The following is a 14,397-nucleotide window of genomic DNA, read 5'->3' as shown; positions in this document are numbered from 1 at the left end:
CGCCATGGCCGAGATGGATGACGAGACCCGTGCGGAGCTCGCCGAGCTGCGGCAGAGCATCGACAACATCGACGCCGCGCTCACGCACCTGCTCGCCGAGCGGTTCAAGGCCACACAACGCGTCGGCCGGCTCAAGGCGAAGCGCGGCCTTCCCCCGTCGGATCCCGAGCGGGAGCGCGTGCAGACCGCCCGGCTGAGGGCTCTCGCGATCGAGGCGCAGCTCGACCCGGCATTCGCCGAGAAGTGGTTCAACTTCATCGTCGCCGAGGTCATCCACCACCACGAGCAGATCGCGTCGACCGGCACGATCACCACCCCGCAACCGTGATCTGGGATCCCCGCTCCCTGCCGTCGCAGGCAGGGCGCACGATCATCGTCACCGGCGGCAGCACGGGAATCGGGTACTGGGTCGCAGAACAGGTCGCCGGCGCGGGCGCCCGGGTGATCATCGCGGCCCGCTACGCCCCCAAGGCGGCCGAGGCCATGGCATCCATTCGTTCCCACGTGCCGGGTGCCGATGTCACGCACGTGCCCTTCGACCTGACCTCGATCGCCTCGGTGAGGGAGACGGCCGCAGCGATCGCCGACCTCGGTGGGGCCGACGTGCTCGTCAACAACGCCGGGCTGGTGTTCCCTCCGCCGCGGCGGACGACGACGGAGGACGGGCTCGAGCTGCTCGTCGGCGGCAACTTCGTCGGACACTTCGCGCTTACCGCGCTGCTCTTTCCGCTGCTCCGCGACCGGGTCGTCGGGCTCGGGTCGTACGCGACGAAGATGGTGCGGGTCGACCCTGATGACCTCATGTCGGAGCGGACGTACCGGCCGTTTCGCGCCTACGCGTTCTCGAAACACGCGGTGCACGGGTTCGCACTCGAGCTGGATCGGCGGCTGCGCGCCGCCGGGGATGCCCGTAGATCGTTGCTCGCCCATCCCGGGTACGCGGTCAACGAACTCTCCGAGAAGCGGCAGGGCGTGATCATCGAATCCCGATGGTGGCTGCGTCTCGGCGGGCCACTGACGGCACCGGTCGGTCAGGGCAAAGACCACGGGGCGTGGCCGGTGGTGCGTGCGGCGGTCGATCCGGATGCCGACTCCGGCGAGTTCTACGGCCCGCGCGACATGTTCGGGCTGCGTGGCACACCCGTGGTCGGTCCGCCAGCCCCGTCTTCGGCGTCGACCGAGTTCGGTGCGCACTTGTGGTCGCTGGCCGAACGGTGGTCGGGCGTCGAGTTCGTCGTCTAGTCTGGCCGCGAAGCCCGGCGGATCATGAACGCGACCGCGTCGTTCATATTGATCGGCGCGATGCGCACCCCGGGGTGCTGCGACGGCCATACCCGCACGATCTCGTCGATGAACCCCTGGCCGACATCGTCGACCCCCGCGAAGTCCAGGTCGATGTCCTCGAAGGCATCCATGCCTTCCATGAGCCGACGCGCCTCCGACCGGGACACGAACGTCAATCCGGATCCGAAGAGTTTGACGACGGGACGACTGCGGGTGAACTTCTGATCTTCGTCGGCGAACCTCTCGAACACCGATCGAAGGGTGTGCGGTGGAGGGAGAACGATGGTTGCCTCGACGACCGATCCGGAAGTGACAGCAGAGACCCCGAGTGCGGTGTCATCGCGGGGGTTGTCGACCGTCAGACGGAGACCGTTGGCGGAGACCCGGAACTCGTTCACTGCCTTGGAGGTGAAGAAGATGCCTTCACCCGTATGCCGTTCGCTCCACGTCGTGCGCTTGCCTTTGGTGAGTTCCGCCGCCGCTTCAAGCGTGTTCTCGAGACGCAAGCCCGCCCTCAGGTGCGCGAAGACCCCTTCCCCATCGTCGGTCACCCGAAAGGCGATCTCCCGGTCGTCGAGCCAGACCTGTGAGATCGCCCGGGTTCCGTTGCTGTGGTCGATCGCGTTGTTGAGGATCTCGGTGAAGCCGTAGCCGGCGATGCGGGCGCCTTCGGTCGCCCGGTCGATTCGAAGCGACTGCACCGCGCGGGCCCACACCTCTGCCTCGTCGAGGTTCTCCAACTCGGAGACGTCGATCCACTCGGGGGGACGACCGGGGACAATCCCCGGGGCCGTCAGGTCGAGCTTCAGCGCCGCCCGGACTTCCGCGAAGTCGAACACGCGATGACCGCCGTCGGTTCGGCGCGACGGGATCTCGCCGCTGTCGGCGAGTCGTCGGAGCGTCTTGATGGGCAGGTCGAGCGACGCTGCAAGTTCGCCGATCCGGACTTCGCGCTCGGGGTCGAGCCCGGGTGAAAAGCTCCCCATGGGGGTAAATTACCGTTCAACACCGCAAAAATCTACCCGTTCGGGAAGCTTTTACCGATCACTCACTCCGAGAATCTTCCCGGCGGGGAAGATAGCGTCCGCGATTCAGCGCGGAGACGGCAGCAAGGCCATTCAGATCTGAGGGACGGTTTGAAGGTCGAGCCGGACTCCGAAGACCTTCGGCGGGCGCTCGCGACTATCTACCGCAAGTCTGGTCATGCGGATCAGGCTGGCCGGTGGGGCGTGACGATCACTGGGTGGACGACTGACAGCGAGCGTGATGCCTTCGCAGGGTCCCTACTCGACGCCCGCCACGGCTATGAGCGGCGTCGGCGCTCATTGACGCTCCTGTCCCGGCTGCTGAGTTTTGTCGCACTCGGCCGTATGCAACTGGCGGGGTACCCGACGACGGGGCCGAAGTGGGCGGCGAGGGTGCCACGCGACGTCGACTGCAACTCGTCGAGCGGGATGGTGAAGTGGTCTTGCACCTCGAGGGCGCCGCCGGTGTCGGTGACGCCGATGCGCAACACCGGGTAGCCACGGCCCTCGCAGAGGCGCATGAACTTCACGTCTTCCTCGCGCGGCACGGCGACCAGCACTCGGCCGGTCGACTCAGAGAAGAGCGCTGTCGCGATGTCGACGCCGTCGCGTTCGAGTACCTCGTCGAGAAACACCCGTGCACCCACCCCGAAGCGCAGCACTGCGTCGGTCAGCGCCGTCGCGAGGCCGCCGTCGGCGAGGTCGTGAGCTGCGTTCAGCAGCCCTTCGTGCGCCGCGGCCGCAAGCAGCTCGCCGAGCGACTTCTCAGCGCCGAGGTCGACCGCCGGCGGACGTCCGCCGAGGTGACCATGGATGACGCCCGCCCAGGCCGAGCCGTCGAGCTCGAGCGCGGTCGTGCCGAGCAGGTACAGGTTGTCGCCGGCGTCCTGCCACCCCGACGGCACGCGCCGGGCGACGTCGTCGATGACGCCGAGCACGGCGACGACGGGCGTCGGGTGGATCGGCACCTCGCCGGTCTGGTTGTAGAACGAGACGTTGCCGCCGGTGACCGGAATGCCGATCTCGAGGCAGCCGTCCGCGAGGCCGGTGACTGCGCGCTCGAACTGCCACATCACCTCGGGGTTCTCCGGGCTGCCGAAGTTGAGGCAGTCGGAGACGGCGACCGGTGTCGCGCCGGTGACGGCCACGTTGCGGTACGCCTCCGCGAGCGCGAGCTGTGCCCCCTGATACGGGTCGAGGTAGCAGTAGCGGCCGTTGGCATCCGTCGCCACGGCGAAGCCGAGCCCCGAGGTCTCGTCGACGCGCACCATGCCGCCGTCGTCAGGGGTCGAGAGCGCGGTGTTGCCGAGCACGTAGCGGTCGTACTGGTTGGTGACCCAGCTCTTGTCGGAGAGGTTGGCACTGCCGAGCATCCGCAGCACCTGCTCGCGTAGTTCGTCTCCGGTGGAGGGCCGGGGCAGAGCGGATGCCGTGTCGGCGTTGAGCGCGTCGATCCATGCCGGTCGCGACATGGGTCGGTCGTACACGGGCCCGTCGATCGCGACGGTGGCGGGGTCGACATCCACGATCGTCTCGCCGCGCCAGGTGATGGTGAGGCGTCCGGAGTCGTTGACCTCGCCGAGCACGCTGGTCTCGACATCCCACTTGGCGGTCACCGCGAGGAACCCGTCGAGCTTCGACGGGTGCACGATCGCCATCATGCGTTCCTGGCTCTCGCTCATCAGGATCTCTTCGGGGGTGAGCGTGGAGTCACGCAGGAGGACGGCATCCAGCTCGATCGCCATGCCGCCGTCACCATTGCTGGCGAGCTCCGAGGTGGCACACGAGATGCCCGCGGCGCCGAGATCTTGGATGCCCTCCACGAGGTCCCCCGCGAAGAGTTCGAGGCAGCACTCGATGAGCACCTTCTCGGCGAACGGGTCGCCGACCTGCACGGCGGGGCGCTTCGTCGGGCCGCCCTCGGCGAAGGTGTCGGAGGCGAGGATGGATGCTCCGCCGATGCCATCGCCGCCCGTACGGGCGCCGAACAGCACGACCTTGTTGCCCGCGCCGCGGGCGTTGGCGAGGTGCAGGTCTTCGTGGCGCAGCACGCCGACTGCGAGGGCGTTGACGAGCGGGTTGGCCTGATACACCGGGTCGAACCAGGTCTCGCCGCCGATGTTCGGCAGGCCGAGGCAGTTGGCGTAGAACGAGATGCCGCTCACCACTCCGGGCACGACGCGGGCGGTGTCGTGGTGGTCGATCGCTCCGAACCGCAGCGCGTCCATGACGGCGACGGGGCGGGCGCCCATCGAGATGATGTCGCGCACGATGCCGCCGACGCCGGTCGCGGCGCCCTGGAACGGCTCGATGTACGACGGGTGGTTGTGGCTCTCGATCTTGAAGGTGACGGCCCAGCCTTCGCCGATGTCGACGACGCCGGCGTTCTCGCCCATGCCGACCATGAGGTTCTTGGTCATCTCAGGTGAGACCTTCGCCCCGAACTGGCGCAGGTGCACCTTGCTCGACTTGTAGGAGCAGTGCTCGCTCCACATCACCGAGTACATCGCGAGCTCGCCCGACGTGGGGCGCCGGCCGAGGATGTCGCGGATGCGCTGATACTCGTCGGCCTTCAGGCCGAGCGCGGCGTACGGCTGCTCTCGCTCGGGAGTGGCGGTGGCGTTCTCAACCGAGTCGATCATCACCGTCGAGTTTAGCGGCGGCTCGAGGGCGCCAGCACTCGGTCGACCGCCCCGCGCAACGCCTCCCCGTCGGGATGCTCCCCACGCAGGACGGCGAGCATGCCGTGACCTTCGACGAGGGCGACCACATCGGCAGCAGTGTTCACCGGGTCGGGGTGACGCTCGCGGCGGAGGGCGTCGGCGAGCAGCTCCGTCGCCCCAGTGTGGGCGGAGCGCAGGGCCTCGCGGGCCCGTGGGGCGACGGCGGTGAGAAAGGCGTAGTAAGCGCTCGGCGACGCGAACGGCGCGATCGCGTCGAGACCCGCGAGGTAGTCGCCGACGAGCGAGTATGCGATGTCGCGAGCACTCGCCGTGGGGTCGGGTTCGGTCGAGATCGTCGCGGTGAAGAACCGCTGGATGACGGCATCCAGTACCGCCTCCTTGCTCGCGAAGTGGTGGTAGAACGCGCCCTTCGAGTATGGCACCTCGGCGAGGATGCGGGCGACGCCCGTGCCGTCGTAGCCGCGCTCGACGAACAGCCGGAAGGCGGCGTCGAGGATCGCGTCGCGCGCGTCGGTACTCACGGTGCGGCGTCGATCGTGGGGCGGAACATCCCCCACACGGTAACGCTCCCCAGCCGGTGGGTGCCGCGCTCGACGAAGCCCCAGCGGCCATAGCGGGGCACGTTCTCTGGGTTCTCGGTCTCGAGTCGCACGCCGGCGGATGTCGCGGCCCGGGCGATGGTCGCCTCGATGAGCAGCTTTCCGATGCCGCCCCCGCGGAGGTGTGCCGCAACCCCGACGACGAGCAGCACGTGATGTGGGGCGTCGGGGGCGAGCCGTCGACCCGCGAGATCGGCGTCGTTGAGCAGCTGCATCCCGCGCGACCCTACGCTCGCGACGAGCGGCAGGAAGCGCACGGCGTCGGCGAAGCGGCGGAGGATCTGGCGCACGACGCTGCGCGCCGGGTCGTCGATCAGCGCGGCACCGACGACCCGCCCGTCGAGCTCGGCGACGAGCACCGCGCCGTGCGCGCGGGCTGACCGCGCCGTCGTCGCGAAGATCGCGCGGCGGGCCACGGCGGCATCCGCTGTGTCGGGCACGACGGCGGCCACGAGGGGGTCGTGCTCGAAGGCGTCGCCCAGCAGCTCCGCGATCGGGGCGAGTTCGTCGCTGCGCGCCGCGCGTACGACGGGCGCGGTCGTCATTGCGAGCCCTCGTGGTCGACCGCGAAGGCGTAGACGACTTTGAAGGCGAAGAGGATGCCGACGAGCGTGAGTGCGCGGGCGTCGGTCAACAGCACGGCAGCGGTCGCGATCGCGACGAAGATCGTGCCGGCCACGACCTGCTGCTCGGGGTGCCCGCGCAGCAGGTTGACGGTCACGGCCCCCGCGATGGTGCCCGCCCAGACGACGAGGGCGACCACGATCGGCAGGTCGAGCAGCACCGCCACGGCAGGCAGGTGTAGGTGCACGGCGATGAAGACCCAGCGCGATGCCGGCCTTTCCGCATAGTGGTCGTTGGTTCCCGCGGTCAGGTTGGCGACCGCTCCCGCGGCGACGTCGGCGACGAGTAGCGCCGCGAACACCACCCGCCACGGAGCGACGACCGCGAGCAGGTGCGGCTCGGTGACGGCGAGGGCGAGCGGCACGCCGAAGGCCGCGAGTACAACGAGGGCGATCGCGAGCTGGCGCTGCCGCGCACCGAACACGTCGTGAAGCGGTGAGGGTATGCGCAGCAGGGTCATGCTGCGACCATACCAACCGGTCGGTGTGTGTGCGAATCCGTTCTCGCCGACGCGGGGTGATTGATCTACAATGAAGCACATGGTTGAAGTGGGGATCCGCGCGCTCAAGCAGAACGCGTCGGCGGTCGTGGCGGATGCGGCGGCTGGCGAGACCGTGACGATCACCGATCGGGGTCGCCGGGTCGCCCAGCTGACGCCCATCCCCGCCTCGCCTCTTCGTCGCCTCCTCGATGCCGGGCATGCGCGCGGCCCTCGCAGCGACATCCGCGATCTCCCCGCGCCGACGCCGGGGCCGGATCTGTCGGCCGAACTCGCCGCGATGCGGGACGCCGAACGGCAGTGATCTTCTACGCTGACACCTCGGCGCTCGTGAAACTCGTCGTCGCTGAGGCCGAAACCGCCGAGCTGCGATCCTGGATCCGCTCCGAGGGCGCCGACCTTGTGTCATCCGACCTCGCGCGCACGGAGTTGCTGCGAGCCGTGCGCAGGGTGGCGGGCGATCGAGCCGTGCAGGCCCGCGCCGTGCTCGACTCGATCACCCTGGTGGGTGTCCGTACCGCGACGTTCGAATCGGCGGGGCAGTTGGATCCGACCGCCCTGCGCACGCTGGATGCGCTCCACATCGCGTCCGCGCTCGAACTGGGCGACGACCTCGCGGGGCTGGTGACCTACGACGACCGGCTCGGCGAGGCGGCGCAATCTCACGGCATCGCGGTCGTGGCTCCGCGCTAGCCCGGCAACGTCGCGAGGCTCTCGAGGGTCTCGTCAGCCCAGGCGATTGCGGCGCGGGCGGAGTGCTCGCCGGCCGAGATGGTCATCAGCCAGTACGGCCGCTGCGGCAGGTCGGTGGGCTCCGCCTCGGTTTCCCGACGCGCGACCGCCAGGGCCTCGAGCATCGCGACCGCTTGCGCCCGCGCGTCGGCCACGAGCTCGCGGCACGCGGCGGCGCCGAGCACGCTGCCGAAGAACAGGCGCAGCAGCATCCCGTTGCGCGGCGGGCTCGACGTCGGCGGCTCGCGCATCAGCTCGACCAGGCGAGCGCGCCCGGAGGGTGTGAGGGAGTGCAGGCTCGAGCCGCTGCGCTCGCCTTCTCCCGCCGCCACCAGACCTTCGTCGCGCAACCGGGCGAGGGCTGGGTAGATCTGCCCGAAGCTCTCGCTCCAAAAGCCTCCGAGGTGCAGGCGAATGGCATCGCGCAGGGCGTACCCGGTCATCGGTTGGATGCTCAGCGCGGCGAGCACGGCGAGGTCGGTCTGGGTGGAACGTGGCATTCATTCAGTATATCTGGTAGACATATCGATATATCTCCCAGAGAGGCAGCCATGTCCGACTCAACCGCCTTCACCCGGGCAGCGGCGATCATCGCGCTCGCGCTCTTCGCGCTGCTCATCGTCTTCCAACTCGCCCTGGCGTTGGGCGCCCCCTGGGGCCGCGCGGCCTACGGCGGGCAACATCCCGGCGTGCTGCCGACGCACTTCCGCGTCGCGAGTGCGGTCGCGGTCGTGGTCTGGGCGGTGATCGCGCTCGCCGTGGCACGCCGGGGCGCCCTGCCCGTCTGGTCGCCGGTTCCCGACTCGTGGCTGCCGGTCGTCGTATGGATCATCGTCGGCCTGCTCGTGATCGCCGCGGTGATGAACGCGATCACGCCGAGCGCGCTCGAACGCGCCATCTGGCTGCCGTTCTCGGTGCTCGCGGTCGCATCCACGGTCACGGTGGCGATCACGGCGCGCACCTGAGTCAACATCCCGCCGACCTGGGTAGCGTGGAGGGACGTCGAACGGAAGCCCGCAATGCCTGAATGGATGACCGGATGGGGCCCCTGGCCCGTCTTCGCCGCGACCCTCGCCGTCGCTCTCGTGATCGCCGTGGTCTTCGTGGCGCTCGTCACGCTCCCCCTGCGGTTCACCGCCCGCCGGGGCGGCTGGGACCCCGCGCTCCTCGGCCGGCTGCGGCGACCGTTCCGGGCGCTCGTGCTCGTCGCCGCACTCGCCGCGGTCGCCGCCACCGCGCTCCCGCCCGACATCGAGGGCTGGCGAGACGGCATCCTGCATGTTCTCGGCATCCTGGCCATCGTCGCGACCGGATGGCTGCTGGCCGGTGTCGTCGGGTTCTTCTTCGCGCGAACGTTGCACCGATTCCCCACCGGGGTCGCCGACAACCGGGTCGCGCGCCGGGTGCACACCCAGGTCGCGATCCTGCGGCGCGTGACCGTGGCCGTCATCGTCATCGTGACGCTCGGGGCGGTGCTGTTGACCTTCCCCGGGGTGAGCGGCATCGGTGCGAGCCTGCTCGCCTCAGCCGGCGTATTGAGTGTCGTCGCCGGCATCGCGGCGCAGTCGACGCTCGGCAACGTCGTCGCCGGCATCCAACTCGCGTTCTCGGATGCGATCCGGGTCGACGACGTCGTGGTCGTCGAAGGAGAGTGGGGGCGCATCCAGGAGATCACCCTCACCTACGTCGTCGTGCACATCTGGGACGACCGCCGACTGGTGCTGCCCTCGACGTATTTCACGACGACGCCGTTCGAGAACTGGACGCGGCGCGGCTCCGAGATCATCGGCACCGTCGAACTCGATGTCGACTGGCAGGTGCCCGTCGACGCGATGCGCGAGCACCTGGCCGCGGTGCTCGCCGACGAACCGTTGTGGGACGAGCGCGCGTCGTCACTGCAGGTGACCGACGCGACCGGCGACCGCGTGCGCGTGCGCATCGTCGTGACGGCCCAGGATGCGCCGGCCCTGTGGGACCTGCGCTGCAATGTGCGCGAAGAGATGGTCGAGTGGGTGCGCGATCGGCAACCCGACTCCTTGCCGCGCACCCGCGTCGTGATGGTCGAGCCAGTGGCGACGGGCGCGCAGAAGGAGCGCGCCCCGAAAGGGCACGAGGGCATGTTCTCGGGATCGCCCGAGGCCGAGCAGCGGGCGAACGCGTTCACCGGTGCGATCACCCTCCCCCCTGAGGGGGATTCCTCCGCCGACCCGACTCGCTAGCTTGATCCCATGAGCACTGGGCAGACAAGCGCCGGGCAGACCCTCGTCTTCGACGCGGTGACCAAGCACTTCGGGCCGGTTGCCGCCGTCGAAGGTCTCGACTTCACCGTCGAACCGGGCCGGGTGACCGGATTCCTCGGTCCGAACGGTGCCGGCAAGACCACGACCCTCCGGATGCTGTTGGGCCTCGTGAGCGCGACGAGCGGCACCGCCACGATCGGCGGCAAGACGTACGGCCAGCTCGAGCAGCCGATGCGCGTCGTGGGGGCGTCGCTCGAAGCGGCGTTCCACCCCGGACGCTCGGGACGCGGTCACCTCGCCGTGACCGCGGCGGCGGCGGGCATCCCGCGCGAGCGGATCACCGCGGTGCTCGAACTCACCGGAATGGCGCCCTACGCCGACCGCCGGGTCGGCGGCTACTCGATGGGGATGCGGCAGCGGCTCGGGCTCGCGACGGCGCTGCTCGGCGACCCCGGCGTACTCGTGCTCGACGAGCCGATCAACGGGCTCGACCCCGAGGGCATCCGGTGGATCCGCTCGTTCCTGCAGGCGCTCGCGGCCGAGGGGCGCACGATCCTCGTCAGTTCCCACCTGCTGAGCGAGGTGCAACAGACCGTGGATGACGTGGTCGTCATCGCCGGCGGAAAGCTGCGCTACGTGGGCACGCTCGCTGCGCTCGAAGGCACCTCTACGGCGACCGGCAGCATCGTGGATGCGCCCGATCGGGCCGCGCTCGCCGCAGCCCTGAAGGCGGCTGGGCACGAGGCGCGGGCCGAGGCGGAAGGTCTCGCCGTCGACCTGGCGCCCGCCGAGGTGGGTCGGATCGCCCTCGCCGCCGGTGTTCCGCTGAGTGCCCTCGCGGCATCCGGTGCCGGACTCGAGGACGAGTTCCTCGCTCTCGTCGCCGATCCGGAGCGGGCCGCGGAAGGGGGGCGGCAGCGATGACTTTCCTGCGCGCCGTGTCGGCCGAGCTCCGCAAGATCCTCAGCACCCGCCTGTGGTGGGTGCTCGCGCTCATCGCCTTCGGGTATGTCGGCTTCACGGCCGTCGCGATCGGGTTCTCGCTGAGCGTCACGCCTGAAGAAGCGGGCATGTCGATTCCCGACGGGTTCCTCGCCCCGCTCGTCTACAGCATGGCGACGGGGATCGGGTATGTGTTCCCGGTCATCTTCGGGGCCATGTCGATCACCTCCGAGGTGCGCCACCGCACGCTCGGTACCGTCTTCCTGGCGACGCCGAACCGATCGGTCGTGCTTGCAGCGAAAGCCGTCGCGGGCTTCGTGGTCGGTGCGGTCTACGGCATCGCCGCCCTCGCCGGCTCGGTCGGCCTGGGCGCGCCGACGCTCGCCGCCGTCGGCGATGACACGCTGCTGGGCGACAGCGACACCTGGGCGATGTTCGGCCGCATCGTGCTTGCCATGGCGCTGTGGGGCGTCGTCGGCGTCGCACTCGGCGTCCTCATCCCGAGCCAGATCGGGTCGATCGTGACGATCATCGCGTTCACCCAGTTCGTCGAGCCCACCCTGCGCATCGCTGCCGCGTTCGTCGACTGGCTCGGCGAGCTCGGTCGATTCCTGCCCGGGGCCGCCGGCGACGCCCTCGTCGGCGCGAGCTTCTTCTCCATGTTCGCCGGCGCGGGCGGGGGAACGGCTCCCCTCGAGTGGTGGCAGGGCGGCCTGGTGCTCGTCGGCTACGCGGTACTGCTGGGTGCGATCGGCGCCGCGACGACCTGGCGGCGCGACGTCACCTGACGCGAGTACCCTGACCGGCATGGCGATCGCGACGAAGCCGACGGATGCCGACGTCACGGCGTTTCTCGACGCGGTACCCGACGAGCGGCGGCGCGCCGAGGGGCACGCGATGCGTGCTTTGATGGAGCGCATCACGGGCCAGAAGGCGGTGATGTGGGGCCCGACGATGGTCGGGTTCGGGTCGATGCCGTACACGAACACGACCGGCACCAACGACTGGTTCATCCTCGGCTTCTCGCCGCGCAAGGCGGCCCTCACGCTCTACGGGGTCTACGACGGCTACGGCCCGAATGAGCCGCTGTTCGACGACCTCGGCCCTCACGAGACCGGCAAGGGATGCCTCTACCTGAAGCGTCTCGACGCGGTCGACGGCGCCGTGCTGGAGCAACTCGTGCGCCAAGCGTGGGCGAAGCACGCCTGAGCGCTCATCGGGGCGGAGCGGTCGTGCTCGACCGCACGATCAGATCGATCGGGATGTCGATCGTCTTCGACTCCAACCCACCGTCGGGTTCTCCCATCGCCCGCACTACGAGGTCGACCGCCTGCTCGCCCTGTTCGCCGGGACGTTGCCGCACCGTCGTCAGTCCGAACATCTCCGCGTATGGGTGGTCGTCGATGCCGACGACCGAGAGTCCCGACGGCACAAGGATTCCGAGCTGGCGCGCGGCCGTGATCACCCCGCACGCGATCTCGTCGCAGCCGGCCACGATCGCCGTCGGCCGGGACTCGGGATCCGACAGCAGCGTCATTGCCGCGGCGTACCCGCCGGGAACGCTGTAGGCGGTCGGCCGGAAGTCGTCGGGGTGCTCGAGTCCCGCGTCATCCATCGCCCCCCGGAAGCCGGCCAACCGTCGGGCATGCACCTGGAAGTCGAGCTGCTCACGCAGGTCGCCGCCGATGTGCACGATGCGCGTGTGGCCCAGCCCGATGAGGTGGCGGGTGGCGAGTCGGCTGGCCTTGTCGTCATTGATGCTCATGGTCGTGATGCCCGGGATCTCGCCGCCGATGCCGACGGCCGGTCGGCGCAGCGTCTGGATCAGTTCGACCTCGCTCGGCGCCAGCTCCACCCCGACGCAGACGATCGCGTCGACCCGCTTGCGCACGAGGAAGTAGCGGAACAATCTGCTGCGTTGCTCCGGCTCCGACGGAAGGCGGAACAACGTGAGGTCGTAACCGGCCCGGATGAGCGCCCCCTCGATGCCTTCGAGCACCTCGGCGAAGAACCAGCGGTTGATGAACGGGGTGATGACGCCGACGTTCTTGGTGCGGCCGGTGACGAGACTCGCGGCCGTGGATGACACGACATAGCCGAGTTCTGCGGCCGCAGCTACGACGCGTTCCTTCGCCGCAGGCGAGACGTGTGCGGCTCCGCTCAGCGCGCGTGAGGCGGTCGCCTTCGACACGCCAGCGCGGCGAGCGACTTCGGCGAGCGAGCTCATCGTCTCATTTCCGCTCAGGGGCTGGAATCGGTTGCAGCATAGCGGAGGGCTGTGTCCGAATCGAGAGGTGATTCCCCTTGCACCCTCTTGCTGCGTCCTTTAGCGTGGTGCTGGAACCGGTTGCGAAGCCGGTTCCGATCCCAGCACCACACCATTTCGACCCTCAATGAGGAGGCAACAGTGCGTTCACTTTCGAACCGTCGTTTGCTCGCCACTGCAGTCGCCGTCGGGGCAACGAGCCTCGTGCTCGCCGGCTGCTCGGGCGGCGGAGGCACCGACACCGGGCCCGGCGACTACGGAGACGCCGACGGCGTCGTCACCATCTACGGCACCATCGCCGACACCGAGGCCGACCTTCTCAACGAGTCGTGGGCGGACTGGGAAGAAGAGAACGGCATCGACATTCAGTACGAATCGTCGAAGGAGTTCGAGGCCCAGATCGGCAGCCTGGCGCAGGCCGGAAACCCGCCGGACCTCGCGATCTTCCCGCAGCCGGGCCTGCTGGGTGACCTCGCCAGCCGCGGCTATGTGCAGCCCGCACCTGAGGGTGTCGCCGCCAACGTGGCCGATGGCTGGAACGAAGACTGGGCCGCGTACGGCACTGTCGACGGCACGCTGTACGGCGCGCCGCTGATGGCCAGCGTCAAGGGCTTCATCTGGTACTCGCCGGCGACGTTCGAGGCGAACGGCTGGGAGATCCCCGAGACGTGGGACGACCTGCTCGCTCTGACGCAGACCATCGCCGACTCGGGCGTCACCCCGTGGTGCGCCGGCTTCGGGTCGGATGCCGCAACCGGTTGGCCGGGAACGGACTGGGTCGAAGACCTCGTTCTGCGCCAGGCCGGCCCGGAGGTCTACGACCAGTGGGTTGCCCACGAGATCCCGTTCAACGACCCGGCGATCGCCTCGGCGTTCGACGCGGTCGGCGACATCCTGCTGAACCCGGAGTACGTGAACGCCGGATTCGGTGACGTCGTCACCATCAACAGCACCCCGTTCGGCGACCCGGCAACGGCGCTCGTCGATGGCAGCTGCGTTCTGCACCACCAGGCCTCCTTCTACGACGGCTTCATCACCGACGCGGGTGGCACGGTTGCCGAAGACGGTGACATCTGGGCCTTCATCACCCCGGCCGAAGAGGCTGGCGGAACGGCTGTCACCGGTGGTGGCGAGATCGTCGCCGCGTTCAGCAACGATGCAGACACCATCAAGGTGCAGGAATACCTCTCGAGCGGTGACTGGGCCAACAGCCGGGTCGCGCTCGGCGGTGTGATCAGCGCCAACAAGGGCCTCGACCCCGAGAACGCGTCGAGCGCCATCCTGACGCAGGCCATCGGCCTGCTGCAGGACCCGAACACCACCTTCCGTTTCGACGCCTCGGACCTCATGCCCGGCGCCGTGGGAGCTGGAACGTTCTGGACCGGCATGGTCGACTGGATCAACGGCACGAGCACGCAGGATGTGCTCGACGCCATCGAAGCCAGCTGGCCGGCCGAGTAATCGGTTGACAGTGGCGGGCTGCCCGGCGAGAACCGGGCAGC

General features: G+C 69.2%; 17 protein-coding genes and 1 pseudogene. 11 read left to right on the top strand and 7 right to left on the bottom strand.

Annotated features, from left to right (window positions below):
- Positions 1-13 precede the first annotated feature (13 nt).
- Together WBL06_RS11045 and WBL06_RS11040 are read left to right on the top strand one after the other, a co-directional pair.
- Positions 14-328, top strand: a complete 315-nt coding sequence (locus tag WBL06_RS11045; protein ID WP_424456081.1) for a chorismate mutase — start codon at positions 14-16, stop codon at positions 326-328.
- Complete coding sequence (locus WBL06_RS11040) at positions 325-1,242, top strand: SDR family NAD(P)-dependent oxidoreductase (protein WP_424456054.1); 918 nt, start codon at positions 325-327, stop codon at positions 1,240-1,242. Before WBL06_RS11045 ends, WBL06_RS11040 begins: the two co-directional genes overlap by 4 nt.
- On the opposite strand, the gene WBL06_RS11035 is transcribed toward WBL06_RS11040, so the two are convergent.
- A complete protein-coding gene (locus tag WBL06_RS11035; protein ID WP_424456053.1) occupies positions 1,239-2,270 on the bottom strand; it encodes an STAS-like domain-containing protein in 1,032 nt (343 codons plus the stop codon). The two genes, WBL06_RS11040 and WBL06_RS11035, sit on opposite strands and share 4 nt — an antisense overlap.
- Before the next feature lie 150 nt (positions 2,271-2,420).
- Here WBL06_RS11035 and WBL06_RS11030 point away from each other — a divergent pair.
- Positions 2,421-2,543 (top strand): annotated as a pseudogene (locus tag WBL06_RS11030) (DUF6584 family protein); the annotation flags it as partial.
- Positions 2,544-2,587: 44 nt separating this feature from the next.
- Here WBL06_RS11030 and purL read toward each other — a convergent pair.
- The 4 genes from purL to WBL06_RS11010 are packed head-to-tail and all read right to left on the bottom strand — an operon-like array spanning position 2,588 to position 6,676.
- Positions 2,588-4,951 (bottom strand): phosphoribosylformylglycinamidine synthase subunit PurL, encoded by a 2,364-nt coding sequence (purL, locus tag WBL06_RS11025; RefSeq protein WP_424456052.1) that lies wholly within the window; start codon positions 4,949-4,951, stop codon positions 2,588-2,590.
- Positions 4,952-4,962: 11 nt separating this feature from the next.
- Complete coding sequence (locus WBL06_RS11020; protein ID WP_424456051.1) at positions 4,963-5,514, bottom strand: TetR/AcrR family transcriptional regulator; 552 nt, start codon at positions 5,512-5,514, stop codon at positions 4,963-4,965.
- On the bottom strand, positions 5,511-6,137 hold the full coding sequence (locus WBL06_RS11015; protein WP_424456050.1) for a GNAT family N-acetyltransferase: 627 nt from the start codon (positions 6,135-6,137) through the stop codon (positions 5,511-5,513). Before WBL06_RS11015 ends, WBL06_RS11020 begins: the two co-directional genes overlap by 4 nt.
- A complete protein-coding gene (locus WBL06_RS11010; protein WP_424456049.1) occupies positions 6,134-6,676 on the bottom strand; it encodes a hypothetical protein in 543 nt (180 codons plus the stop codon). The genes WBL06_RS11015 and WBL06_RS11010 overlap by 4 nt, the downstream gene beginning before the upstream one ends.
- A 79-nt stretch (positions 6,677-6,755) precedes the next feature.
- Here WBL06_RS11010 and WBL06_RS11005 point away from each other — a divergent pair, with 79 nt between their 5' ends.
- A complete protein-coding gene (locus tag WBL06_RS11005) occupies positions 6,756-7,019 on the top strand; it encodes a type II toxin-antitoxin system Phd/YefM family antitoxin (RefSeq protein ID WP_424456048.1) in 264 nt (87 codons plus the stop codon).
- Positions 7,016-7,408: a type II toxin-antitoxin system VapC family toxin gene (locus WBL06_RS11000; protein ID WP_424456047.1), complete on the top strand. Its 393-nt coding sequence runs from the start codon at positions 7,016-7,018 to the stop codon at positions 7,406-7,408. The genes WBL06_RS11005 and WBL06_RS11000 overlap by 4 nt, the downstream gene beginning before the upstream one ends.
- Here the strand turns inward: WBL06_RS11000 and WBL06_RS10995 are convergent.
- Positions 7,405-7,947: a PadR family transcriptional regulator gene (locus WBL06_RS10995; RefSeq protein ID WP_424456046.1), complete on the bottom strand. Its 543-nt coding sequence runs from the start codon at positions 7,945-7,947 to the stop codon at positions 7,405-7,407. The genes WBL06_RS11000 and WBL06_RS10995 overlap by 4 nt on opposite strands.
- Positions 7,948-7,998: 51 nt before the next feature.
- Here WBL06_RS10995 and WBL06_RS10990 point away from each other — a divergent pair, with 51 nt between their 5' ends.
- From WBL06_RS10990 to WBL06_RS10970, 5 genes are all read left to right on the top strand, one after another.
- A complete protein-coding gene (locus WBL06_RS10990) occupies positions 7,999-8,412 on the top strand; it encodes a hypothetical protein (RefSeq protein ID WP_424456045.1) in 414 nt (137 codons plus the stop codon).
- 66 nt (positions 8,413-8,478) lie between these two features.
- Complete coding sequence (locus WBL06_RS10985; RefSeq protein WP_424456044.1) at positions 8,479-9,666, top strand: mechanosensitive ion channel family protein; 1,188 nt, start codon at positions 8,479-8,481, stop codon at positions 9,664-9,666.
- Positions 9,667-9,675: 9 nt separating this feature from the next.
- Positions 9,676-10,611, top strand: coding sequence for an ATP-binding cassette domain-containing protein (locus WBL06_RS10980; protein ID WP_424456043.1), 936 nt, complete (start codon positions 9,676-9,678; stop codon positions 10,609-10,611).
- Positions 10,608-11,417, top strand: coding sequence for an ABC transporter permease (locus WBL06_RS10975; RefSeq protein ID WP_424456042.1), 810 nt, complete (start codon positions 10,608-10,610; stop codon positions 11,415-11,417). Before WBL06_RS10980 ends, WBL06_RS10975 begins: the two co-directional genes overlap by 4 nt.
- Before the next feature lie 19 nt (positions 11,418-11,436).
- Positions 11,437-11,838 (top strand): DUF1801 domain-containing protein, encoded by a 402-nt coding sequence (locus tag WBL06_RS10970; RefSeq protein ID WP_424456041.1) that lies wholly within the window; start codon positions 11,437-11,439, stop codon positions 11,836-11,838.
- Positions 11,839-11,842: 4 nt separating this feature from the next.
- Here WBL06_RS10970 and WBL06_RS10965 read toward each other — a convergent pair whose 3' ends face one another.
- Entirely contained in the window at positions 11,843-12,856 is a 1,014-nt protein-coding gene (locus WBL06_RS10965) for a LacI family DNA-binding transcriptional regulator (protein ID WP_424456040.1), read from the bottom strand.
- Positions 12,857-13,036: 180 nt separating this feature from the next.
- Here WBL06_RS10965 and WBL06_RS10960 point away from each other — a divergent pair, with 180 nt between their 5' ends.
- Complete coding sequence (locus tag WBL06_RS10960) at positions 13,037-14,356, top strand: ABC transporter substrate-binding protein (protein ID WP_424456039.1); 1,320 nt, start codon at positions 13,037-13,039, stop codon at positions 14,354-14,356.
- Positions 14,357-14,397: the final 41 nt, after the last annotated feature.

The sequence above is a fragment of the Pseudolysinimonas sp. genome (assembly GCF_049651805.1).
Lineage (GTDB): Bacteria > Actinomycetota > Actinomycetes > Actinomycetales > Microbacteriaceae > Pseudolysinimonas_A.
Note: the sequence above shows the minus strand (reverse complement) of the source record. Positions and strands in the feature narration are given on the sequence as shown.

Coding starts and splice junctions, on each gene's coding strand:
- WBL06_RS11045 (WP_424456081.1), top strand. CDS start 14: ATGGATGACGAGACCCGTGCGGAGCTCGCCGAGCTGCGGCAGAGCATC.
- WBL06_RS11035 (WP_424456053.1), bottom strand. CDS start 2,270: ATGGGGAGCTTTTCACCCGGGCTCGACCCCGAGCGCGAAGTCCGGATC.
- purL (WP_424456052.1), bottom strand. CDS start 4,951: ATGATCGACTCGGTTGAGAACGCCACCGCCACTCCCGAGCGAGAGCAG.
- WBL06_RS11015 (WP_424456050.1), bottom strand. CDS start 6,137: ATGACGACCGCGCCCGTCGTACGCGCGGCGCGCAGCGACGAACTCGCC.
- WBL06_RS11010 (WP_424456049.1), bottom strand. CDS start 6,676: ATGACCCTGCTGCGCATACCCTCACCGCTTCACGACGTGTTCGGTGCG.
- WBL06_RS11005 (WP_424456048.1), top strand. CDS start 6,756: ATGGTTGAAGTGGGGATCCGCGCGCTCAAGCAGAACGCGTCGGCGGTC.
- WBL06_RS10995 (WP_424456046.1), bottom strand. CDS start 7,947: ATGCCACGTTCCACCCAGACCGACCTCGCCGTGCTCGCCGCGCTGAGC.
- WBL06_RS10990 (WP_424456045.1), top strand. CDS start 7,999: ATGTCCGACTCAACCGCCTTCACCCGGGCAGCGGCGATCATCGCGCTC.
- WBL06_RS10985 (WP_424456044.1), top strand. CDS start 8,479: ATGACCGGATGGGGCCCCTGGCCCGTCTTCGCCGCGACCCTCGCCGTC.
- WBL06_RS10980 (WP_424456043.1), top strand. CDS start 9,676: ATGAGCACTGGGCAGACAAGCGCCGGGCAGACCCTCGTCTTCGACGCG.
- WBL06_RS10975 (WP_424456042.1), top strand. CDS start 10,608: ATGACTTTCCTGCGCGCCGTGTCGGCCGAGCTCCGCAAGATCCTCAGC.
- WBL06_RS10970 (WP_424456041.1), top strand. CDS start 11,437: ATGGCGATCGCGACGAAGCCGACGGATGCCGACGTCACGGCGTTTCTC.
- WBL06_RS10965 (WP_424456040.1), bottom strand. CDS start 12,856: ATGAGCTCGCTCGCCGAAGTCGCTCGCCGCGCTGGCGTGTCGAAGGCG.